Origin of the sequence: Catellatospora sp. KI3 (assembly GCF_029948125.1) — a bacterium.
In the GTDB taxonomy this organism is placed as follows: Bacteria; Actinomycetota; Actinomycetes; order Mycobacteriales; family Micromonosporaceae; genus Catellatospora.
Window position 1 is genome coordinate 577,912 of record NZ_JASAMB010000001.1, and the last position, 22,324, is coordinate 600,235.

At 73.3% G+C, this 22,324-nt stretch carries 15 protein-coding genes; 4 read left to right on the forward strand and 11 right to left on the reverse strand.

From position 1 onward, the window contains the following. Window positions 1-109 precede the first annotated feature (109 nt). Window positions 110-1,051, reverse strand: a complete 942-nt coding sequence (locus QEZ54_RS02580) for a helix-turn-helix transcriptional regulator (RefSeq protein ID WP_281302792.1) — start codon at window positions 1,049-1,051, stop codon at window positions 110-112. 136 nt (window positions 1,052-1,187) lie between these two features. Between QEZ54_RS02580 and QEZ54_RS02585 the strand changes: the two genes are divergently transcribed. Further along, window positions 1,188-1,760 carry a winged helix-turn-helix domain-containing protein gene (locus tag QEZ54_RS02585; RefSeq protein ID WP_281302793.1) on the forward strand — a complete coding sequence of 191 codons (573 nt, stop codon included), beginning with the start codon at window positions 1,188-1,190 and terminating at the stop codon, window positions 1,758-1,760. A gap of 33 nt (window positions 1,761-1,793) precedes the next feature. Continuing rightward, window positions 1,794-3,050: an MFS transporter gene (locus QEZ54_RS02590; RefSeq protein ID WP_281302794.1), complete on the forward strand. Its 1,257-nt coding sequence runs from the start codon at window positions 1,794-1,796 to the stop codon at window positions 3,048-3,050. Here the strand turns inward: QEZ54_RS02590 and nudC are convergent. The 9 genes from nudC to QEZ54_RS02635 form a co-directional block, all read right to left on the reverse strand. Then, complete coding sequence (gene nudC / locus QEZ54_RS02595) at window positions 2,973-3,908, reverse strand: NAD(+) diphosphatase (protein ID WP_281302795.1); 936 nt, start codon at window positions 3,906-3,908, stop codon at window positions 2,973-2,975. The genes QEZ54_RS02590 and nudC overlap by 78 nt on opposite strands. Beyond that, on the reverse strand, window positions 3,908-5,224 hold the full coding sequence (locus QEZ54_RS02600) for a pitrilysin family protein (RefSeq protein ID WP_281302796.1): 1,317 nt from the start codon (window positions 5,222-5,224) through the stop codon (window positions 3,908-3,910). The genes nudC and QEZ54_RS02600 overlap by 1 nt, the downstream gene beginning before the upstream one ends. Next, on the reverse strand, window positions 5,221-6,531 hold the full coding sequence (locus tag QEZ54_RS02605) for a pitrilysin family protein (protein ID WP_281303031.1): 1,311 nt from the start codon (window positions 6,529-6,531) through the stop codon (window positions 5,221-5,223). The genes QEZ54_RS02600 and QEZ54_RS02605 overlap by 4 nt, the downstream gene beginning before the upstream one ends. 62 nt (window positions 6,532-6,593) lie before the next feature. Beyond that, on the reverse strand, window positions 6,594-7,973 hold the full coding sequence (locus tag QEZ54_RS02610; RefSeq protein ID WP_281302797.1) for an FAD/NAD(P)-binding protein: 1,380 nt from the start codon (window positions 7,971-7,973) through the stop codon (window positions 6,594-6,596). Between the two features lie 575 nt (window positions 7,974-8,548). Next, entirely contained in the window at window positions 8,549-9,790 is a 1,242-nt protein-coding gene (locus QEZ54_RS02615; RefSeq protein WP_281302798.1) for a S8 family serine peptidase, read from the reverse strand. Between the two features lie 75 nt (window positions 9,791-9,865). After that, a complete protein-coding gene (locus QEZ54_RS02620) occupies window positions 9,866-10,009 on the reverse strand; it encodes a hypothetical protein (RefSeq protein WP_281302799.1) in 144 nt (47 codons plus the stop codon). Window positions 10,010-10,091: 82 nt separating this feature from the next. After that, window positions 10,092-13,349: a UvrD-helicase domain-containing protein gene (locus QEZ54_RS02625; RefSeq protein ID WP_281302800.1), complete on the reverse strand. Its 3,258-nt coding sequence runs from the start codon at window positions 13,347-13,349 to the stop codon at window positions 10,092-10,094. A gap of 43 nt (window positions 13,350-13,392) precedes the next feature. Beyond that, on the reverse strand, window positions 13,393-16,530 hold the full coding sequence (locus QEZ54_RS02630; RefSeq protein WP_281303032.1) for an ATP-dependent DNA helicase: 3,138 nt from the start codon (window positions 16,528-16,530) through the stop codon (window positions 13,393-13,395). Between the two features lie 387 nt (window positions 16,531-16,917). Next, on the reverse strand, window positions 16,918-17,952 hold the full coding sequence (locus QEZ54_RS02635; RefSeq protein ID WP_281302801.1) for a M36 family metallopeptidase: 1,035 nt from the start codon (window positions 17,950-17,952) through the stop codon (window positions 16,918-16,920). A 330-nt stretch (window positions 17,953-18,282) separates the two neighbouring features. Here QEZ54_RS02635 and QEZ54_RS02640 point away from each other — a divergent pair, with 330 nt between their 5' ends. Next, window positions 18,283-18,807, forward strand: a complete 525-nt coding sequence (locus QEZ54_RS02640; RefSeq protein WP_281302802.1) for a SigE family RNA polymerase sigma factor — start codon at window positions 18,283-18,285, stop codon at window positions 18,805-18,807. 11 nt (window positions 18,808-18,818) lie between these two features. After that, window positions 18,819-20,051, forward strand: coding sequence for a hypothetical protein (locus tag QEZ54_RS02645; RefSeq protein WP_281302803.1), 1,233 nt, complete (start codon window positions 18,819-18,821; stop codon window positions 20,049-20,051). Between the two features lie 105 nt (window positions 20,052-20,156). Here the strand turns inward: QEZ54_RS02645 and QEZ54_RS02650 are convergent, their stop codons facing one another. After that, the gene (locus QEZ54_RS02650) at window positions 20,157-22,112 is read right to left on the reverse strand and encodes a glycosyl hydrolase family 28-related protein (protein ID WP_281303033.1); all 1,956 of its coding nucleotides are present in this window, start codon (window positions 22,110-22,112) and stop codon (window positions 20,157-20,159) included. Between the last annotated feature and the right edge of the window lie 212 nt (window positions 22,113-22,324).

Genomic DNA, 22,324 nt, shown 5'->3' on the forward strand with positions numbered 1-22,324 from the left:
GGCTGTTGTCATGCTTGTGCATTTCCCGAGCTGGAATCAAGCAAGACGCGACGATCGGCGGGTAGCACCGCCCGAACGGGTGACTCAGCGTAACGTTTGCACGTTTTGATCACTTGAGCCGCGACTCGAGCCACGCCCGCGACCGGATCGGGTCGAGCGCCGCCGCGCGCAGCCAGTCGAAGACCCGGGAGTACCGCTGCACCGCCATACGGTCAGTGATGACCAGCTCACGCGCAAGCGCTTCGACAGCCACGGTCTCGGGATCCTCCGGGTCGGAAAAGTGATAGATGGAAAATCCCGTATACGGCACGAACTCCGGACCGACGCACGCCTCGCGCGGCAGTACTCTGATCGTCACGTTAGGTAACAGCATGAGGCTCGACAGGTGTGCGAGCTGGCCGTCGCGCACCGCCCGCGGCGCGCCCCGACCGAGCACCGCCTGCTCGTCGAGCACCGCCTCGTAGCGGGGCGGATCGGGCTGCCGGGCGAGGACGGCCTGCCGGGCCAGCCGCGCCGCGACCTCGGTGTCGGGCTCCTGGGCGGCCGGCAGCTCCGCCGCCGAGCCCGCGCGCTGCACGGGCACCGCCTCGGCCCGGCCGGCCGGGTGCGGGGCAGGCGAGGACGGGGCAGGCTCGGGCGAGGACAGGATGCGGGCGCGGGCGTACTCGGCGGTCTGCAGCAGGCCGGGGACGATGCTGAGCGCGTACTCCCGGATCTCGGCACTGCCCGCCTCCAGCTCGGCGTAGCCCCGCTGCCGCTGGGTCATCACCGGGTAGGCGCGCAGCCAGCCGCGGGTGTTGCCCGCCTCGCGGGTGATGGCCACCAGCTGGTCCCGGTCCCGCCCGCGCACCTGGTACAGGTCGAGCAGGTCCAGCACGTCGGCCAGGTCGGGGCGGCTGCGCCCGTTCTCCAGCCGGGACAGCTTCGACTTGGCCGCCCAGCCGACCCGGTCGACGACCTGCTCGCCGGTGAGCCCGGCGTGTTCGCGCAGGCGGCGCAGCTCCGCGCCCAGGCGCTGGCGGCGGACGATGGGACTGGATCCTCGCGGCAAGGGGACCTCCGTGGTGACCGGTCCCCAGGCTAGGCTGCCCTACCTCTCCCGATCCGTCCGACACGCGGCTTTCACCCGTACGCCGCGAGCTGGGGACAGGGTTGAAAGACTTCTTTCGAAAGGGTACTTTCGACGCATGGATGAAGCGCGTCATGAGATCCGGGAGGTCACCGACCCCCGGATGCTGCGGGCACTGGCGCATCCGCTGCGGCTGCGGCTGCTGAACGAGCTGGCCATGCGCGGTCCGGCCACCGCCACCGAGCTGGCCGAGCAGGTGGACGAGTCGCCGTCGAACTGCTCCTGGCACCTGCGCCAGCTGTCGAAGTTCGGCTACGTCGAGGAGGCCGAGGGCGGGGTCGGGCGCAACCGGCCCTGGCGCTGGATCCCGGTCGGCCACCGCTGGGGCGACCCGGACGACTCCCCCGAGATGGTCCGCGCGGGCGAAGAGATGGGCAACACGCTCATGGCCTTCGAGCTGGCCCAGCGCAACGCGTGGGAGGCCGCCCGCGCGGCCGAGCCCGCCGCCTGGCAGCGCGCGGCGTACACGAACCAGATCGTCACCTGGCTCACCGTCGAGGAGCTGGCCGAGCTCAACACGGCGATCACCGAGCTGATGAGCCGCCACGTCGACCGCATCGGCGACCCGGCGCGCAGGCCGGACGGCTCCCGCGCGGTGCGCCTGGTCGCCTGGGGCGTCCCCGCCGCCTGATCCACCCGCACCGACCCCTGGAAAGGAACCACCATGCGCGCCGTCCTCAGCCGACCCGCGTTCCGGCTGCTCTTCTGCGGCCTGCTCTTCAGCATGACCGCCGAGTCGGTGCTGCTGCTGGCGCTCGCGATCTGGGCCAAGGACCTGACCGGCTCCGACGGCATGGCCGGGGCCGCGATCCTGGCCGTGGTCGCGCCGATGGCGCTGGCCCCGGTGCTCGGCTTCGTGGTGGACCGCTTCCGCCGCCGCCCGTTCCTGGTGGCGGTGCTGCTCAGCTCCGCGGCGATGCTCACCCCGCTCTTCCTCGTACACGACCGCGGCGACCTGTGGATCCTGTTCACCGTCGGGGTGGGCTACGGCGCCTCGTTCATCATGGTCAGCGCCGCCCTCAACGGCCTGATCAAGGAGGTCGTCCCCGACGAGCTGCTCGCCGAGGCCAACGGCGCGCTGCAGACGGTCAAGCAGGGCCTGCGCCTGGTCGGCCCGCTGCTCGGCGCCGGGCTCTACGGCGCGACCAAGGGCTGGGGGCTGGCCGCCGTCGGCATCACCGGCTTCGTCGTGGCCGCGCTGGTCATCTCCGCGGTACGGGTGCACGAACAGCCCCCGCGCCGCTCCGAGCTGCGCTGGGCGGCCGAGGTGACGGCGGGCATGCGCCAGCTCGTCGCCACCGCCGCCATGCGCCGGGTGATGGTCGGCGTCGTCATCGCGATCACGGTGTTCGGCTTCGGCGAGTCGGTCTTCTTCGCCTACGTCGACCAGGGCCTGCACCGGTCGCCCACGTTCCTGGGCGTGCTGATCAGCATCCAGGGCGTCGGCGGGCTGATCGGCGGCCTCACCGCGGCGAAGGTGGTGCGCCGCCTCGGCGAGATCGGCACCATCACGCTGGGTCTGGCCCTGTTCGCGCCGTGGCAGTTCGCCGGGCTCGTGCCCCGGCTGTGGCTGGCCGTCCCGCTGGTGGTCGTGGCCGGCCTGGGGCTGCCGTACGCGATCGTCGGGCTGATGACGCTGCTGCAGCGCACCACCCCGGCCGAGCTGATGGGCCGCACCTCGGCGGCGATGGACGCGCTGCTCAGCGGACCGCAGGCGCTGTCCATCGCGTTCGGGGCGGTGCTGGTCGGGTTGGTCGACTACCGGGTGCTGATGACGGGCATGGGCGTGGTGATGGCCGCCTCCGCCGTGTACCTGTGGGCGGGGCGGGGGCTGACCAGGCCGTCAGAGACCGCCGAGCCAGCGCCGGATCAGGTGGTTGGCGATGGAGGAGCGGTTCGGCAGCCCGAAGCTGTCGTCTGAGCCGTCCAGCACCGCGGCGACCTCGGCCCGGGTGAACCAGCGCGCGTCGACCAGCTCCTCCGGGTCGGTGCGCACCGGTTCGGCCGGGTCGCCCTGCACGGTGAAGCCGAGCATCAGCGAGCGCGGGTACGGCCAGGGCTGGCTGCCCACGTACACCGGGTCGGCGACCGTGACGCCGCACTCCTCGGCGACCTCGCGGATCACCGCCGCCTCGGCGGACTCGCCCGCCTCGACGAACCCGGCCAGGGTCGAGTAGCGGCGCTTCTCGGCGGTCGCCCACATCACGTTGGCGCCGAGCAGCGCCCGGCCCTGCGGCCCGGCCACCCCGTCGTGCACGATCATGATCACGGCCGGGTCGGTCCGTGGGAAGTGCAGCTCGCCCTCGGCGTCACGGCGCACCCAGCCGCCCTGCTCGACCGTGGTCGGCTGGCCGGACTTCGGCGCGAACATGTGATCGCGGTGCCAGCGCACCAGCGCCAGCGCCTGGGCGAGCACCCCCGCGTCGCGCTCGCTCAGGTCGGCGCCGACCTCCCACAGGTGCATCGGCCGCGCGCCCTCGACCTGCGGCAGCTCGGCGTTGACCGCGAAGAACGGCTGCCCGTCGGGCTCGACGCCCAGGAACAGCGGCGCCGCCGCCGGGTCGGTGACCGGCAGCTCCGCGGAGCGCAGCAGCACCAGTTCGGTGCCGCGGATCAGCGCCTTGCCGTCGGGGCCGACGACCACGACCTGGGCCCGCAGCCACGCGTCGGCCAGCCACTGCGGGTCGGCGCGCCGGAACGCTGCCCGGTCCAGCGAGGACCGGGCCAGCGCGGGCCGCTCGCCGAGTTCAGCGGCCCGCTGCGCGTGTACGTGGTTCATTACTTCGACTCGACCTGCACCGGCACGATCGCGGCGACCGCGGCCTGGATCTTCTCCGCGTCGCCCAGGATCACCGGGGCGGACACGGCCGGGGCCAGGTACGTGCGGGCGACCCGCGCGATGTCGTCCAGGGTCGCGGCGGCCAGCCGGGCGGAGTGCTCGGCCAGGTAGTTCAGCCGCAGCCCGAACCCGGCGTACGTGCTGGCCAGCCCGGCCAGGCCCGCCTGGGTGGACATGCCCAGCTGCAGCGTGCCCAGCGCGTACTGCCGGGCCTGCTCCAGCTCCGCCTCGGACGGGGGCAGGCTGGCCAGGCGGCCCAGCTCGTACAGCGTCTCCACCAGCGCGGGCGCGGTCACCTCGGTGGCGACCTCGGCCGAGACGGTGAGCGTCGAACCGGCCACCGAGTGCTCGATCACCGAGTGCGGGCCGTACGTGTACCCCTTGTCCTCGCGGATGTTCTCCACCCAGCGGGACGAGAAGTAGCCGCCGAACACCATGTTCGCCAGCTGCAGCGCCGCGTGGTCGGGGTGGGTCCGCCCCACCGCGGGCAGCGCGATGCGCAGCGACGACTGGACCGCGCCGGGCCGGTCGACCAGCAGCAGCGGGCCGGGCACCAGGTCCGGGATCGCGGGCAGCTCGGCCTGCGTGCCCTGCCCGTTCCAGCCGCCGAGGCGCTTGCCCGCCAGCTCCACGGCCTGCTCGGGGTCGATGTCGCCGACCAGCACCAGCGTCGCCCCGGCCGGGTGCAGCCGCTCGGCGTGCATCGCCCGCAGCTCCTCCGGCCGCACCGCGCGCACCTCGTCGACGCTCGGCGTCTGCACCGCGTACGGGTGGCCGGGGTAGATCCGCTTCAGCAGCGCCACCCGGGCCAGGTGCGCGGGCTGGCTCTGCGCCACCTGGATCCGGTCGGCCAACCGCTCGGACTCGGTGTCGACCTCGCCGTCGGGGTAGACCGCGTCGTCGAGCACCTCGGCCAGCAGCTCCAGCAGCCGGTCCAGCCCGGACACCAGCGAGTTGCCGCTGACCAGCAGGCGGTCGGGGTCGATGCCGGCGCCCAGGCCGCCGCCGACGGTCTGCAGCTCGGCGGCGATCTGGACGGTGCTCTTGGTGCTGGTGCCGGAGAACAGCGTCTGGCCCAGCACCGCGGAGCGGGCCAGGTCGGTCTTGGCGAACGGCACCCGCAGCCGCAGCTCCACCAGCGGCACGCTGGGCCGCCGGATGGCGATGACGGTGAGCCCGTTGGGCAGCGTGCGCTCGGCCTGCAGCGGCAGCGACAGCGGACGGTTCTCGTCCAGTTCGGGCAGGGCGAGAGTCACTGGTTGCCTCCGGGCACGACCTCGATGGTGGCCCGGCGCTGCGGGCGCAGGGTGGCGGCGGCCGCGCGGATCTGGTCCTCGGTCACCGAGGCGATCGCGTGCGGCAGGTCGTTGAGCAGCCCGGGGTTGCCCCGCTGCAGCTCAAGCACGGCCATGCGCAGGGCGCGGCCGAGCACCGCGTCGGTCTCGCGCAGCAGGTGCGTGGCCAGGCGGGCCTGGGTACGGGCCAGCTCGCCCGCGGTCAGGCCGTCGTTGGCCAGCCGGTCCAGCTCCTCGTCGATGGTGCCCAGCACCTTGTCGACGCTGCCGCCGGGCGGCAGGTGCGACTGCAGCAGCAGCGCGGTGGGGTCGCGCACCTCGAACGGCTCGCCCATGAAGCCGATGTAGCCGCCGACGCTGGTGACGCTGCGGTCCTTGAGCACCAGGCGCTCGACCAGCCGGGACGCGTCGCCGTCGGTCAGCACCTCGGCCAGCACCATGTACGGCAGGTAGCCCTCGAAGTCGTTGACCGGGTCGGGCACGCGCCAGGCCGAGGCCACCGCGGGCAGCGGGGCGAGGGAGTCCACGTACGACTCGCGGCGCTCGGTGGTCAGGTCGGGCTCGGCGAAGTCGGCTCGCGCCGGGGCCGGCCGGGCCGGTACGTCGCTGAAGTGCCGCTCCACCAGCGTGCGGGCGTGCGCCGGGTCGAAGTCGCCGCTGACCGCGAGGGTGGCGTTGCCGCAGGCGTAGTAGCGGTCGAAGAACTCGGCCGCGTCGGGGACGGTGGCCGACTCCAGGTCGAGGAACGAGCCGTAGCCGTCGTGCGCGTTCGGGAACGTGTCGAACATGACCGGCGGGAGCTTGAGCCACGGGAAGCCGCCGTACGGGCGGTTCAGCACGTTGACCCGGATCTCCTCCTTGACCACGTCGATCTGGTTGCGCAGGTTCTCCTCGGTGAGCCGGGGCCCGCGCATCCGGTCGGCCTCCAGGAACAGCATGCGCTCGAGCGCGTTGCTGGGGGCCGTCTCGTAGTAGTCGGTGTAGTCCAGGTGGGTGGAGCCGTTGAAGGTGCCGCCGGCGCCCTGGACGTGCCGGAAGTGGGCCAGCTTCTCCAGGTTGGCCGAGCCCTGGAACATGAGGTGCTCGAAGAGGTGGGCGAAACCGGTGCGGCCCTCGGGCTCCGAGCGGATGCCCACGTCGTAGACGACCGCCACACCGATGACGGGGGCGCTGCGGTCCGGGCTCAACACCACGCGCAGTCCGTTGGCGAGCGTGAACCGCTCCACCTCGTACGCCGTGCGCGGGATCTGGATGTTGCTGGTCTCCATGGACACAACGCGACCCTAGCAAGCCGGAGGGCCCACCCACACCCGCGTGCGATCACACCCGCCTACGAGTCGACGGTCTCGGGGACCTCCACCCGCACCGGGCCGAAGGCCAGCGCCAGCGCCCTGGCCTGGGCGCGGATCTCCGGAGCCGCCGTGGTCTCCCACAGCCGCCCGCGCCGGGTCGGGCCCAGTGTCCACAGCGCGCCGCCGGCCGAACCGTCGCGGCGCAGCACGGCACCCGAGGCGTCGGTGTCCAGGCCCAGGCGGTGCGGCCCGGGACGGGCCATGCCGACCGCGATCAGCGACCGGACCAGCGGGTCCGACTCCACCAGGCGGCCGGGGCCGGTGCAGTTCACCACCGCCGCGAACCGGCGGGTCACCACCTCGCCGCGGTGACGGTCGCGCAGCACGGCCCGTACGCCCCCGTCCTCGTCGGCCGCCAGGCCGCACAGCTCGGCCGCGGTGACCGCCAGCGTGCCGTGCGCCAGCAGCCCGTCGACGGTGTCGGCGATCGGCGGCGCCATCCGGTGCCGGTGCACCTCCCAGTAGCGGGCCAGGTGCCGCAGGAAGCGGTGCTGGTCGGGCTCCGACAGCCCCTGCCACAGCGCATCCCAGCGCGGGCGCAGCGCGTCCATCACCGCCCGCCAGTCACCGGTGCGTACGGCCAGCCGCCGCAGTCCGCGCACCAGCTCGGCGGCCGAACCGGTGGGCAGCGCGGCCAGCGCGGCCGGGTCCACCGGCTCCGACGGCACACCCGGACGCCGGTGCGGCTGGGGCAGCAGCCCGTGCCGCGACACCGCGGTCAGCGCGTGGTGCCGCCCGGTACGCGACAGCGTCAGCGCCACGTCGACCGCGGTCAGTCCGGTGCCGATGAGCAGCACCTCCCCCTCCGGCAGCGAGGCCAGCGCCCCCGGCCGCCACGGGTCCCCCAGGTACGCCGCGGACCCGCCCAGCCCGGCGTCCAGCCGCGCCGGGGCGCCCGGGGCCGGGTGGCCCAGCGCCAGCACCACCCGGTCAGCGTTGATCACCACATCGTCGCCGAGCAGCACGGTCAACCGGCCGTCGGCCGTGCCGCCGGTCTCGAAGATCCGGGCGACCCGGCCGCGCTGCACGGTCAGCCGACCGGGCGCACCCCGGTCGGCGGCCAGCAGCGTGTCGGTCAGGTAGTCGCCGTACCAGGTGCGCGGGACGAAGTCGCCCGGCCCGGTCTGCGGCGCGCGGGCCCGGCACCAGTCGAGGAACTCCTCGGGGCGGTCCGGGTCGGCGCTCATCGCGGCGACCGGAGAGTTGAGCAGGTGCCACGGGTCGGCCGTGCCGTACGCCAGCCCCCGGCCGGGGCGGGCGCCCGGGTCGATCAGCACGACCTGCCAGCCGGAGCGCAGCAGCTCACGCGTGGCGAACACGCCGCTGCAGCCGCCCCCGACCACGACCACGATGCCCATGGCGGTACCTCCTCTGTCAGCCGATCAACCTAGGGACCCTGTCCGGAGTCGCGGCACCAGCCCCCAGCCTAAAACCCATATATCCTACCGGCACAATAGGAGATACGGCTCAACCAGGCTAGCCCGGGGGCGGCCGCGACGTCCCGCGGCGCGATCGGGCGAAAGCTTTTGTTGACAGCCGAGCCCGGCGTTTCCCCCCATCCCAGGATGTGGCACCCCGCCCCGCCCCGCCCTGCCCCGTCCCGCCCTGCCCCGCCCCCGTCGCCCCGTCGCGCCCGCCCCGCCCGCGCCTTGAATCGACGCTGGCCTATCCAGAGGACGATTTCTCGCAAACCGTCCACCAGATAGGCCAGTGTCAATGTCAGCGCGGGCCGCGCCGCGGGGGTGCTTGCTGCAGTTTCAGGGAAAGTGCCGGAATCCGTGCCGAGATTCGTGCAGTTTCGCCGAAACTGCACGAATCTCGTAGGCGCGAGGGGCGGGTCGCCCCGCGAGCCGCCCCTCGCAGCATGACCGGGGCCGGGCGGGGGCAGCCAGCGGGCGGGGCTGGTCCGGGAAGGGTCAGCGGGAGGTGCGGGTCACGGGCGGGAGGTGCGGCGGGCGGTGCGGTGGGACCACAGGCCGAGGGCCGCCAGGAAGCCGAGCAGTGGCAGGACCACCAGCCAGCGGCGCCAGTCGCCGCTGTCGGCCAGCGCCACGGGCCGCGGCGACGCACTCGGCGACGGGCTGGGCGCCAGGCTCGGCGCGAGCGCGGGGCTGGGCGTCACCGAGGGCTCGGGCAGCACCAGGGACAGCGCGGCGTTCAGGTTCAGCGCGCCGGCGCCGTACCGGCTGTCGGGGCCGTCCGCGCCGCGGTCCAGCGCGGTGGTCCGCATCCGCTGCACGACCTGCGCGGCCGTGGAGCGCGGGTACGCCGACCAGATCACCGCGGCCGCACCGGCGAGCACCGCCGCGGCGCTGGCCCCGCCCTCGTCGATGTGGTAGCCACCGCCGACGTCGGTCGAGATGAGGTCCACGCCCGGCACGGTGATGCCGGTGGTCTGCCCGCTGACGGGCAGCACGGGCACCGCGCCGGTCCGGTCGGCCGCGATCGCGCCCAGCACGCCCGGGTACGACACCGGCCACGGCGTGAACGGCCGGCCGGTCTTCGCGGAGTCGGCCGCGATGATCAGCACCCCGCGCGCGACCGCCGCGTCGACCGACGCCTGCAGCCTGCTGCTGGGGGCGACGCCGCGCCCGATACAGATGATCTTCACATCGCGGCTGACCGCGTAGTCGATCGCGTCGGCCAGCCGGTCCGGCTCGCCGGTCGCCCCGGCCGCGGGCGCGAACGCCACCGGCAGGATCTTCGCCCCGGGTGCCACGCCGCGCACGCCCGCGGGGCGGTCGTCGGCCGGGGGCACCGTGGCGGGGCTCGGCGCCAGTCCGGGCGCCTGCGCCGACGCGCTGGGGGTGGGCGAGGGCGACGAGGAGGGCGTCGGCGACGCCGGGGCCAGCGGCTCGCCGATGATCTGCACCACATGGCCGCGCCCGGCGATCAGCCCGGCGAGTTCGGTGCCGCGGCCGTCCACATCGGTGGTCGCCTGCGCGTCCGGCCCGGCCAGCACCTGTCCGACCAGGTCAGGATGGGTGGCGTCGACGCCGGAGTCGAGCACCGCGACCACGATGCCGCTGCCGTCGGCGCGCTGGTGCACGCTGGGCAGGTCGAGGGCCGCGAACTGCCACTGCAGCCCGCGTACGACATCAGGCTCGGCGGCGGCCGCCGGGACCGCGTTCAACGCCAGCGCCACGCCGAGCGCGGTCGCCGACAGCAGTTTCATCCGACTTGGCATCGCGCGCACTCCGGCAGGGTATCGAGGGGGTCCACAGGTTCGCACGGGGCTGTGACGGGGACGTCAGGGCACCGTCGGGCACTGGACGTCCACGACGATACCGGCCTGCGCCGCATGCCATGGCGCCAGCACCACCGCGCCGGCGACGGCCACGCCGGCGAGGGCGAGCAGCACCACCAGCGCGATCTCCCGTACCGACGACTCCACAACGCCTCCCGCATGCATACGCGGTACCCACTCTGCATCGTGAGTACGACATCACGCAGTCGGTTTTATGACCGAAGGCCCCTCATTCGCTTTCTGCCGGAAGGCTTGTGAGCAGGGCGGTCAGCCCGTCATGGTCGAGCAGATCGGCCGGTCGGACGGTGAGATTGTCACGTACGTAATGGAAGGCGGCGCTGACCTGGGCCACCGGCACCCCGGCCAGGGCCGCCCAGGCGAGCCGGTACGCGGCGAGCTGCACGGCGGCGGCCGCGGCGGCGGCACCGGTCGGCATCCGGCCGGTCTTCCAGTCCACCACCTCGTAACCGCCGCCGACGGTGCGGAAGACCGCGTCCATCCGTCCACGCACGACTGTGCCGCCGAGTTCGATCACGAACGGCGTCTCGACCTCGACCGGGGTCCGGTCGGCCCAGACGCTCTCCTCGAACCGCTGCCGCAGCTGGTCCAGCGCCTCGTCGGGGGCGGCGTCCTCGTCGGCGGCGCCGGGCAGGTCGTCGAGGTCGAGCAGCTGGTCGGCGCCGTAGCGCTGCTCCAGCCAGTGGTGGAAGGCGGTGCCGCGCCGGGCGTACACGTCGGGGGCGGCGGGCAGCGGCCGGCGCAGCCGCCGCGCCAGCGCCAGCGGATCCTTGCGCAGCGCGACCAGCTGTGACACGGATAGGTGCGCGGGCAGCACCACGTCGGCCCGCTGCGCCCGCCGGGCCTGCTCCTCGCGTTCGATCAGCAGCAGGTCGGACTCCTGCCGCCAGCGGCGGGTGACCTCGTCGTGCTCGGCCAGCCGCACGCCGCCGTCGGGGTCGTCGAGCATCGAGCGCACCAGCGCGGCCGCCGCCTCGACGTTCGGGCGGCGCTCACCCAGCGGGTCGCTGGGCCAGACCACGGCGACTTCGCCGCTGGTCGGGTTGACCGCGTCGTCGGCGGGCTGGGGCGCCCACACGTCGACGTGCCCGTGCCCGGCCTCGCACACGGCGACGATCTCGGCCAGCAGCGGCGACGGGCCGCGCGGTTTGCGCACCTTGTCGCCCCACCAGTAGCCGGAGGCGAACAGCCAGCCGCGCGGGCGGGTGACCGCGACGTACGCCAGGCGGCGCTCCTCGCGGGCGTCGTGCTCGCGCCACTCCTGCTCGAAGGCGGTCACCGCGCGGCCCAGGTCCTTCTGGTCGTCCGCGCCGGCGACGGCCAGCTCGGGCAGGCCGTCGCGGTCGCCGCGCAGCGGGAACGGCAGCACGCCCAGGCCCTTGAGGAAGTGGTCGGAGCCCTTGCTCGGGCCCGGCCACACGTCCTTGGTGAGCCCGGCGACCGCGACCACGTCCCACTCCAGGCCCTTGGCCGCGTGCGCGGTGAGGATCTGCACCGCGCCCTCGGCCACATCGACCTCGCCGGGGGTGAGGCCGCGCTCCTCGTCCTCGGCCGCGGCCAGGTAGGACAGGAACGCGCTCAGCGGCGCGCCGTCGGTCTCGATCGCGAACCGGGCCGCGACCTCGCCGAGGGTGTCCAGGTGGGCGCGGGCCAGGCCGGTGTCGCCGGCGCGGACCGCGACCTCGACGTCCAGGCCGACGGTCCGCTCGACGTCGGCGATCAGGTCGCTGACCGGTTGGTCCAGGCGAGCTCGCAGGCTCGCGATCTCCTGGGCGTACGCCGCCAGCCGGGTGTACGCCGCGGGCGAGTACTGCTCCGGCTCGCCCAGGTCGTCCAGGGCCTCGCTCAGCGACGCCTCGTCGAGCCGGTCCACCGCGATCTCGGCGTCCGGGCCGCCCGGCTGGCGGCCCCTGGCCAGCTCGCGGGCCCGCCGGTGCAGCGCCACCAGGTCGCGCGGGCCGATCCGCCAGCGCGGGCCGGACAGCAGCCGCAGCAGGCTCGCCCCGTCCAGCGGGTCGGACAGCACCCGCAGCGTGCAGACGACGTCGCGCACCTCCGGGGTGTCCAGCAGGCCGCCCAGGCCGACGACCTCGACGGGCAGGCCCCGGGCCCGCAGCGCCGCCTCGATCGGGGCGATCTGCGAGCGCACCCGCACCAGCACCGCCGAGCTGGGCCGCCGCTCGATCGGGAGGTGCGCCGGGTTCTGGTCGGCCGTGGTCTTCGCCTCGGTCCGCCAGGCGGTGACGATCTGGTCGGCGATCCACTCGGCCTCGTCCAGGTACGACTCCAGCAGCCCCGTCAGCACGATGCCCGGCTTGTCGCTGCCGGAGGTCAGCGAGACGACCCGCGCCCCGCGCTCGCGCAGCGGCGCCGAGATGGTGTTGGCCACCGCCAGGATCTCCGACCGGTTCCGGAAACTGCGCCCCAGCTGCGCCATCTCGGCGGGCGTCGTGTCCGCGGCCGGAAACTCGCGCGGGAACCGGTCCAGGGTGCCCGCGCTGGCGCCGCGCCAGCCGTAGATGGACTGGCACGGGTCGCCGACGGCGGTCACCGGGTGGCCCGCGCCGGTCTCGGGGGTGTCCCCGGAGAACAGCGCGCGCAGCAGGGTCACCTGGGCGTGGCTGGTGTCCTGGTACTCGTCGAGCAGGACGACGCGGAACCTGTCCCGCTCGGCCGCCCCGACCTCGGGGTGCGACAGGGCGACCCGGGCCGCCCGCGACATCTGGTCGCCGAAGTCCATCGCCTCCAGCGTGTGCTTGCGGGCCGCGTACGCCCGCACCAGCGGCAGCAGCTGCAGCCGGGCCCGCTGCCGGGCCAGCAGGTCGCGCACGTCGGCCAGCATCCGGCCCGGCCGCGACGACACCTCGGCGTGGAACCGCCCCGTCCACGCGGCCAGGTCGTCCGGCTCGACCAGGTGCTCGGCCAGCTCGCCGGCCAGGGCCAGCACCGCCGACACGACCGTGCTCGGCGCCGACTCCACCGCCGACATGTCCCCCTTGTACGACCGCACCACCTCGTCGGCCAGCTGCCAGCAGGACGCCTCGGTGAGCAGCCGGGTGCTCGGCTCGTACCCGGCGCGCAGGCCGTGCTCGGTGACGATGCGGGCGGCGAACGAGTGGTACGTGGCGATGGTCGGCTCGCCGTCGAAGCCCTCGGCGACGCGGGCGCCGATGTGGCGGCGCAGCTGGCTCAGCCGCATCCGGACCCGGTGCGACAGTTCACCGGCGGCCTTGCGGGTGAAGGTGAGGCCGAGCACGTGCTCCGGGCGTACGTGCTGGTTGGCGACCAGCCACAGCACCCGCGCCGCCATCGTCTCGGTCTTGCCCGACCCGGCACCCGCCACCACCAGCAGCGGTGCCACCGGCGCGCTGATGACCGCCGCCTGCTCCTCGGTCGGCGGATGCAGCCCCAGCTGCTCGGCCAGCTCCTCCGGCGTCCACCGGGGCCCGTCCTTGATGACTATCGACACGGCGCTGTGCTCCTGACAAGAGCCGTTCCTTCGCTGCGCCCACTCACGGCTCGACCACCTGCCGCCCCTTCCCGGACACCGGGCAGCTCGACTTCACCGGGCACATCCGGCACTTGTCGTTGACCTTCGCCACGAACGTCGAGGCGGCCATGGTCGCGGCGGTCCGGTGCACCATCGCGTGCGCCCAGTTCGGGTCGCCGGACTCGCCGATCGCCTCCTGCACCTGCTCCTTGGCGTCCCTGTGGGTGGTCCCGAGCTGCACCAGCGCCGCCCCGCCGGACACCTCCCCCTCCGGGAACCCGCCCTCCTCCACCGCCACCTGGTACGCCCCCAGTTGCGGATGCTCGGGCAGCTCCTCGCGGGTGGCGGTGGTGGTCTTGCCGGTCTTGAGGTCGATCACCACCAGGCGGCCCTGGTCGTCGACTTCGAGGCGGTCGACCCGGCCGACCAGGTCGATCGGGGGCTCGTGCGCCAGCCGTACCGCGAACTCGCGCTCGATCGCGACCAGGCGGCGCGGATTCTCCGCCAGCCACCGGGTCAGCTTGGCCAGCATGTCCCGCGACCGGTCGCGCTCGCGCCCGGCCAGCCACTGCGCCGCCAGCTCGATCGCGTCGAACCGCGCCGCCACGTAGTCCACCAGCACCGACGGGTCGCTCATCGCCTCGTCGGCGAGCATCGCCGCCGCGTGCACCAGGTTGCCGACGCCCTGCGCGCTGGACGAGGCCGCCGCGCCGCCATGCTTCTCCAGCAGCCAGCGCAGCCCGCACCGCAGCGCGCTCTCCATCGTCGAGGGGGTGACCCGCACCGGCTCGTCCGGGCCGTGCAGCGGCCCGTCGTCGGTCAGCTCTGGCAGCCCCCACCACTCGTCCGGATGCGCGCCCGGGATGCCCGCTGCGGCCAGCCGGGCCAGCTCGCGGGCGGCGGCGTGGCGGCGCGGGCCGTCGGGGCCGACCACGGCCGCGCGCAGCTCCGCCACCAGCGCGGGCAGCGTCAGCGCGCGCGGCGGGCGGGCCGTCTGCAGCTCGGCCACCTCGTCCTCGTCCACCTTCACCGGCGGGGCCAGCTCGAACAGGAACCGGCTCGGCCGGTCCTCGCCTTCGGCGCCGCCGACCGCGCCCGAGTCGACCGCCGTCACCACCAGCCGCCGCCGGGCCCGGGTCGCCGCCACGTAGAACAGGCGCCGCTCCTCGGTCAGCAGGGCCGCGGTCTGCGCCACCCGCTGCGCCCGCTCCCCCGCCAGGGCCCGGTGCGCCACCTCGTCCACCAGCTGCTCCGATCCCAGCAGGCTGCCGCGCAGCCGCAGGTCAGGCCACATCCCCTCCTGTACGCCCGCGACCACGACCACGTCCCACTCCAGGCCCTTGGCCGCGTGCGCGGTCAGCAGCCGCACCGCCTCACCCCGGTCGCCGCTGGCCGCCAGCGAGTCGGCGGGCAGCTGCTGGTCGGCCACGTGCTCCAGGAACGTGTCGATGCGCGCGCCCGGCAGCCGGTCGGTGAACCGCGCCGCCGCGTCGAACAGGACCATGATCGCGTCGAGGTCCCGGTCGGCGGTCTCCGCGCGCCGCTGCTGGTCCAGCCCCAGCGCGGGCGACGTCGCCACCGCGGCCCAGCGCTCGGCCAGCCCGGTGGCCCGCCACACCGACCACAGCACCTCCTCCGCGGTGGCCCGCGGCCGCTCGGCGGCCTCGCGCGCAGTGGTCAGCAGCATCGCGATCCGGGCCGCCGGGAAGGCCCAGCGCCGGTCCAGCGCCGCCAGCTCGGCCGGATCCCGCAGCGCCTCCACCAGCAGCTCACCCGAGCCGCGCTCGTCCCCGGCCGCCATCGCCAGCGCGCGCAGACCCTGGCGCAGCCGCCGCTCCGCCATCGGATCGGCACCGCCCAGCGGCGAGTGCAGCAGCGCCACCGCCGCCTCCTCGGTCAGCAGCTGCGGCCGCAGCGCGCAGCGCAGCAGCGTCAGCAGCGGCTTGACCGCGGGCTGCTGGTGCAGCGGCAGGTCCTCGGCCAGCACCTTCGTCGGCACGCCCGCCTGCCGCAGCGCCCGCTCGTACGCGGCGAGCTGGTTGTTGGTGGAGCGCATGATCACGGCCATCCGGGACCAGGGCACGCCGTCGACCAGGTGCGCCCGCCGCAGCCGGTGCGCCACGAACGCGGCCTCGCTGATCCGGCTGCGCAGCGCCACCACCTCGACGCCGGTATCCGGGTCGGGTTCGCGTTCGGGCTGGTCGTCGCGCTGCAGCGGCACCACCGGCAGGTGCCCCGGCAGCCTGCGGGCCAGCCGCGCCGTCGCCGCGCGGACCGCCGGGGCGGCCCGGTGCGCGACGGGCAGGATCACCTCGGCGGTGCCCGGGAAGCGCTGCGTGAACGTGCGCACGATCTCCGGGTCGGCACCGCGGAACGCGTACGTCGAGCTGTCCGGGTCGGCGAAGGCGGTCAGCGGCAGCCCGGTGGCGATCAGCTCCAGCAGCTCGATCTGGGCCGGGTCGGTGTCGGCGAGCTCGTCGACGTAGACGGCGGACAGGCGGGAGCGCTCGGCCGCCAGCAGTTCCGGGTCCCGGCGCAGCAGCGAGGCGGCGGCGCGGACCAGTTCGGCGTGGTCGAAGCCGACCGAGCCCCGGGTGGAGGCGTCGCGCAGGGCCATCGTCTGCTCGTACTCCCGCAGGAAACGCGCGGCGGCCGACCAGTCGTCGCGGCGCTGCCACAGCGGGTCGTCCGGGCCGATGCCGCGCTCGGACGCGCGCAGCAGCAGGTCGCGCAGCTGCTCGGCGAAGGCGCGGGTGTTCAGGGCGGGCAGCAGGCGCTCGGGCCAGCCGGCGGTCTCGCCGGGTAGCAACTCGCGGATGACGAGGTCCTGCTCGGGGCCGGACAGCAGGCGCGGCGGTGCCGCGTCGTAGAGGGCGGCGGCGCGCCTGAGCAGGCCGAACGCGTACGCGGGAAAGGTTCTGACCAGCGGCTCGTGGCCGATGCCCTGGGCGATGCGGGCCTCGATGCGGCGGCGCAGCGACTGCGAGCCCCGGCGGCCGAAGGTGAGCACCAGGATGCGCTGCGGGTCGGCGCCCTCGGCGACGCGGCGGGCGACGGACTCGACCAGGGTGGTGGTCTTGCCGGTGCCGGGGCCGCCGCGCACCAGCAGCGGGCCGGAGTCGTGCGCGACGACGCGGAGCTGGGCGGGGTCGGGCAGCAGCGGGGGCTGGTCCGAGGCGGTGCCCCGGACCAGCCGCCACTCCCGCTGAACGCCGCTGCTCACGCCCCACATTCCAGCATGCGGGGGCGACAGAGCCCTAAACGCCGTCCTCGGCCAGGCGCACCCCGGCCTTCCGCTACGTCCTCTGGCATGGCAGCGGACCAAACAATCTGCGACCTAGTGGTAGACGTCGGCGCGATGGTCTATTCGCATGACATGTACGGAGTGGGTCTTCTCATCGATGCGGTAGACGACGCGGTAAGCACCACGTCGAGCAGAGTGATAAGCAGCGAGTTCGTTCGTCAAGGGTTTACCGAAGCGGTCGGCTTCACCGAGATGTCGGCTGCGACAGGAGCACCTGTCGCAGCCGACCGGCGACTGGTGGTGTTACAGGATGCCCCGAGCCGTGAACGCCGCCCGTACCTGTGCGGCGGCGGCGTTGCCGTACAGGCGCTGGGCCGTGGCGACGGTCTTGAGGGCCGCGTCGTGGAAGGTGGTGTCGACGGCGAAGTCGAACTGCGCCTCGATGACCACCGTGCTGCCCTTGACGTCGCCGAGCGCGTTGTGGACGTCCCACAGCGCCCGCGACCAGATCTCCCCGTCCGCGTGCACCTCACCGCGCACGTCGGCCGGGTACACCTTGTTCCCGTCGAGCCGCCGCAGGCAGTGCGGTGCGGCCGTGTACGACGCCGAGTCCCAGTCGGCCACGCACGCCTCGGCCGTGGCGGTCGGCACACCGGTCGCCCAGTCGGTGACGACGACCGACAGGTAGTCGCCGAAGCCCTCGCCGATCGCCCCGGACTCCAGGGTGGTGCCGAAGCCGGGCACCTGGCCGTCCTGCACCGAGTGGCCGTACTCGTGGATGATCACCTCGGCGTCCTCGGCGTCGTCGACGCCACCCTTGCCGAGGGTGATGTTGGCCTTGTCCTCGCGGAAGAACGAGTTGTCGCCGCCGTACTGGTCGATGCGCAGCTCGATCTGCCGCTGGTTGACCGGCCGCAGGGTGCTGCCGAACCCGAGGTGCTGGAGGTAGTGCTGGGCGGTGGTGACCCAGTAGTACCCCATGACCTGCTCGAACTGGTCCTTGTCACGGTGCCAGTCGGCGTAGGCCCCGTTCACGGCCAGGGCGCGCTGGCCGGTCTTGCTCTTGACGGCCACGTACGCGCCGGTGAGCGTGCCGGAGCCGTCGAGGTCGGTCAGCACCACGCGCCGGTACGCCGCCGCGAAGGCCGCGCTGTCGGCGTCCTTGTCGTCGGCCAGGTTCTGCAGCCCCAGCTGCTGTACCGGGTTCGGGTGGAACACGGTGCCGGTCGCGCTGTGACCGAACCCGCCGCCCGCCTGGGCACCGCCGGCCGTCCCCGTGACGGCGGCGACGGCCACCGCGACCGCGACGGTGGCGCCCCGAATCTTGGACAGTCGCATCTCTCTCCTCCCCTTGAGATGCGCCCAGCCTAGAAACCACCGCACGCGCCCCGACTCGTCCGATCTACCTACTGCGACGTCGCGCCCGCGACACGGCGATCCGGCGACGACGCCGGCTCCGGCGGTACGGCCGCGGGAACGGCGCCGCCGCCCGGAGCACCGGACACGCGCCACCAAACTCCGATCGATCATGAAGTTGTGGGCGGGACACGCCGTCGAACACGGCCATAGGTTCATGATCGGCCAGAAAAGGGGGGCCGGGTGGTGCAACCGGGGGGTGGGCGGGGGCCGTTTGAGGTCTGCAATGGACATCTAGGGACGGGGGTTCCGATGGCACCGGACAGGGCCGGGCAGCGGGACGCGGAGTACGCGGAGTTCGTATCGGCGCAGCTGCCGGCGCTGCGTCGGACGGCTTTCCTGCTGTGCGGCGATGCCCATCGCGCGGACGACCTGATACAGGAGGCGATCACCAAGCTGTATGTGCGCTGGCACAGGCTCGGTGAGGTGGAGCGGCTGGATCGCTACCTGCGCACCATGCTGGTGCGCGAGTTCCTGAACGAGCGGCGCCTGTCCTGGGCGCGCGTGCTGCTGTTCGGGCAGCCGGTGTACGAGCCCGTGGCCAGGGCCGACGACACCGAGCAGCGACTCGCCGTACGTGCCGCGCTGGCGAAGGTGCCCAAGCGACAGCGGGCCGTGCTGGTGCTGCGGTTCATGTGCGACCTGCCCGTGGACGAGGTGGCCCAGTTGCTGGGCTGCTCGGCCGGGACGGTCAAGAGCCAGACCTCGCACGGCCTCGATTCGCTGCGCAGGCATCTGGGCAACCGGGTCGACCTCGTCCCCACCCTGGCCGATTAGGAGAGTCGAGAGTGAATATCGAGGAAGAGTACGGCCGCCGGCTGCTGGAGCCGCTGGTCGGTGAGCCGGTGGCGCCGTCGCGCGTCGACGTGTCCGCCGCGATGAAGACCGGCCGCAAGCGGCGCCGCACCCGCCAGGCGGTGGCGACGACCGGGCTGCTGGCCGTCGCGACGGCCGCGGTGATCTCGCTGCCGATGGTGATCCAGCGGGTGTCGGCCGACCAGGCCGAGCCCGCCGCGAGCGGCTCGGCGTCGGCGGTCGCCAGCGCGGCGGCGTCGCCGAGTCCGGCCGCGCCCCGCTACGACCGCGGCGGCGCACCGGCGCTGCCGGCCTCGTGCAAGGCGACGGCCTTCCCGTCGCCCGGCGGCAAGCACAGCTACACGCGGGCCGTCGACCCGTCGGGGCACTGGGCGACATACCGGACCTACATCAACGGGACCAACGCGAAGATCTGGCACGACGGCAAGGTCGACGCGGTCCGGATGCCCGGTGAGGACAACGGGTTCGAGGCGGTCAACAGCCTCGGCGTCGCGGTCGGGCAGACGTTCATCGGCGAGGCGGGCGCCAACGCGATGGTGTACCGCGACGGCGGGGTGGCGAAGCTGCCCGGCGGGGTGGGGGCGTCGCCGAGCGGCATCAACGACGCCGGCGTCATCGTCGGCGAGAAGGACCGCAAGCCGATCGTCTGGCGGTCGGTGACCAGCCGTCCGGAGCCGCTGCCGCTGCCTGAGGGCTTCACCGGCGGACAGGCCTCCGACATCGACGACGACGGGACGATCGTGGGCCACGTCGACAACGGCCAGGACCGGACCGCGTACGTGTGGCTGCCCGACGGGACGGGACGGGCCCTGCCCGCACCCGAGTACAAGGGCGTCGAGGCGACCGACTTCGACGCCCGGAAGGTCACCAACGGCTGGGTCTCCGGCTACGCGGGCTTCCGCAACGGGAACATGAACTCGGTGCGCTGGGACCTGGCCACCGGCAGGGTCGAGACGTTCCCGAAGCTGAGCTGGAGCAACGACGTCAACCGGTACGGCTGGATGACCGGCATGAGCGCCGAGAACCGGGCCGTGCTCACCGACGGCACCGCCTACGTGGTGCTGGAGGAGATATTCCCGCTCTACAAGGAGTACGGGATGAACTTCGGCGAGTCGATGAGCGACGACGGGCGCGTCATCGTCGGGCAGAACGACGACGGCGCCCACGACGGCGTCCAGCGCGCCCTGCTCTGGCGCTGCTCGTAACCCACCCGCGAAGAAGGGGCGCCCAGGTCACCCTGAGCGCCCCTCCGGAGGTTGGGAAGGGACCCTTCCACATCGGATTCCGATAAGAAGGGTCCCTTCCTTACTTCACCAGGCGGAGGGCGCCGGCGGGACGACCACCGGGGGACGGTCGTCGCAGGTGATGGTGTTCGGCAGCTCCCACGAGGCGAACCAGGGGCCGGTGGTGCCGCCGCCGTCGTTGCCGCCCAGGTCGGTGAGGGAGAACTCCGAACCGGCGGGCGTGAAGTGGAACGACCCGCAGTTGTTGATGCCGACCGCGCCCACGTTGCGCGCGTCCACGTTCTCGAACGAGGCCGACCCGGCCGCGCGGGCGCTGACCACCGAGGTGCCGGTGCCGTCGACCCGGACGTCCTTGAAGTGCACGTTCGAGATCGAGTACAGGTCCTTCACCGGCCAGTCGCTGACCAGCATGATCGCGTTGTAGGTGCTGTCGAGGAAGTGGTCCCCGACGACCTGGATGTCGGCGTCGATGCTGCGCTCCAGCGCGAGGAACCAGATGGCCCCGAGGCCGATGTTCCAGTTCAGCTCGTACGTGCCGGCGCGCACGGTGGTGTTGTTCGTGATCGCCAGCGTGCCGGTGAACGGCTGCGCGCCGAAGCGCGAGCCGACGTGCAGGCCGCTGCCCTCGCGGATCGGGTCGGCGACCAGGTTGTTCGACACCGTGTTGTCGGTGCCGCCGTAGATCGCGATGCCGTTGGCCAGGGTCGGGGTCTGGACCGTGTTGTGGTCGAAGACGTTGTTCGCGTCCGCGACCTGGTCGGACCACATGGCCAGGCCGTCGTCACCGGTGTTGCGGATGAAGGTGTGCGACACCGACGAGTTGGTGACGCCCTTGCGGAAGTTGATCGCGTCGGCGATCTGGTCCGTGATGATGCTGTTGGTGATCTTCAGGTTGTCCATCGGACCGTCGAACCACATGCCCACCTTGGTGTGGTGGATGTAGAGGCCGTCGATGGTGGAGTCGCTCAGCGACCCGCCGACGCCGTTGACCTGGTCGGTGTCGATGCGCTCGCGGACGTCGCCCTCGATCGCGAACCCGGACAGGTGCACGTTGCGGCTGCCGCCGGCCTCGGCGTACTTACCGTAGAAGCCGACCCCGGTGTGCACCGAACCGTCGGCGGCGGGGGTGCTCAGCGCGACCTCGCTGCCCTTGATCACGGTGTACCAGTTGCCGGCGCCCTCGATGGTCACGTCGTCGACGATGATGTGCCGGTTGACCTGGAACACGCCCGGCGGGACGTAGACGCTGAGGTGGAATCGCTTGGCGAACGCGATCGCCTGGTCGAACGCGTCGGCCGAGTCACGCCGGCCGGTCGGGTCGGCGCCGAACAGCAGCACGTTCGCCGCGATCACGCGCACCTTCGGCGCGCCGACCAGCTCGGAGTCGAGCAGGTCGATCGTGGTCGTGGCGGCGCCGGTGCCCGCCGGGGCGGTGAGCCGGATCCGGTCGCCCGCCTTGTACACCTTGCCGAGCAGCAGGCGCTGCTCGTCGTAGAAGTGCATGGGGCGGAACGGGGTGCTGATGACCGGCGCCGGGTCGGTGTACTGCGGGACGCAGGCGCACTCGGTGATCCACCAGTCGGGGTGCAGCAGCCCGGCGGTCGGGTCGTTGCTGAACGGGTACTGATTGTACAGCCACGCGTACTGCGAGGTCAGCGTCATGGTCTGCTTGTGCTTGCCGTTGACCGTGACGTCCAGCGGCGCGGTGATGCCGCCGCCGGTCGGCGCGTCCGGGATGCTGTAGCGCACCGTGATCGCGTTGGCGGCGCTGGGCAGCGTGAACTCGACATACTGCCCGGGGGTCAGCTGCACGGCCTTGCGGCCCGAGGCCTCCGCCGCCAGCGTGTACGCGGCCCGGCCGCTGATGACCGAGCCGTTGTGGACCGCGTTCTCGGCCTCCTGCTCGGCGAAGGCCACGGTGGCACCGCGACCGGCGACGAGCGACGGGTCGAGAGCCGCCCTGGTGACGACCGGGGCGGCGGGGGCGTTGGCGGCCAGAGCCGGGGCGGCGTTGCCGACCACGAGGCTCAGGCCGACGGCGGCCGTCGTCGCGGAGGCGACCGCCACCGGCGCCCAACGCCGGCGGGACCACCTCGCTCCTGTGATGCTCCGAGACATCGATTGACTCGTTTCTGTCGGAGGGGTGAACGCCAAAGACGCTCTCGGCGGAGCGGACGCCAGGAGGTGAGGCTGACTCTAAGTCGCAGATGTCTGCTCCCACAAGCATCTCGTGA

Bases quoted from the DNA above. Each gene is read 5' to 3' on its own strand.
- QEZ54_RS02585 (WP_281302793.1), top strand. From the start codon at position 1,188: ATGGATGAAGCGCGTCATGAGATCCGGGAGGTCACCGACCCCCGGATG.
- QEZ54_RS02640 (WP_281302802.1), top strand. From the start codon at position 18,283: ATGGCACCGGACAGGGCCGGGCAGCGGGACGCGGAGTACGCGGAGTTC.
- QEZ54_RS02635 (WP_281302801.1), bottom strand. From the start codon at position 17,952: ATGCGACTGTCCAAGATTCGGGGCGCCACCGTCGCGGTCGCGGTGGCC.
- QEZ54_RS02605 (WP_281303031.1), bottom strand. From the start codon at position 6,531: ATGGAGACCAGCAACATCCAGATCCCGCGCACGGCGTACGAGGTGGAG.
- QEZ54_RS02610 (WP_281302797.1), bottom strand. From the start codon at position 7,973: ATGGGCATCGTGGTCGTGGTCGGGGGCGGCTGCAGCGGCGTGTTCGCC.
- QEZ54_RS02590 (WP_281302794.1), top strand. From the start codon at position 1,794: ATGCGCGCCGTCCTCAGCCGACCCGCGTTCCGGCTGCTCTTCTGCGGC.
- nudC (WP_281302795.1), bottom strand. From the start codon at position 3,908: ATGAACCACGTACACGCGCAGCGGGCCGCTGAACTCGGCGAGCGGCCC.
- QEZ54_RS02615 (WP_281302798.1), bottom strand. From the start codon at position 9,790: ATGAAACTGCTGTCGGCGACCGCGCTCGGCGTGGCGCTGGCGTTGAAC.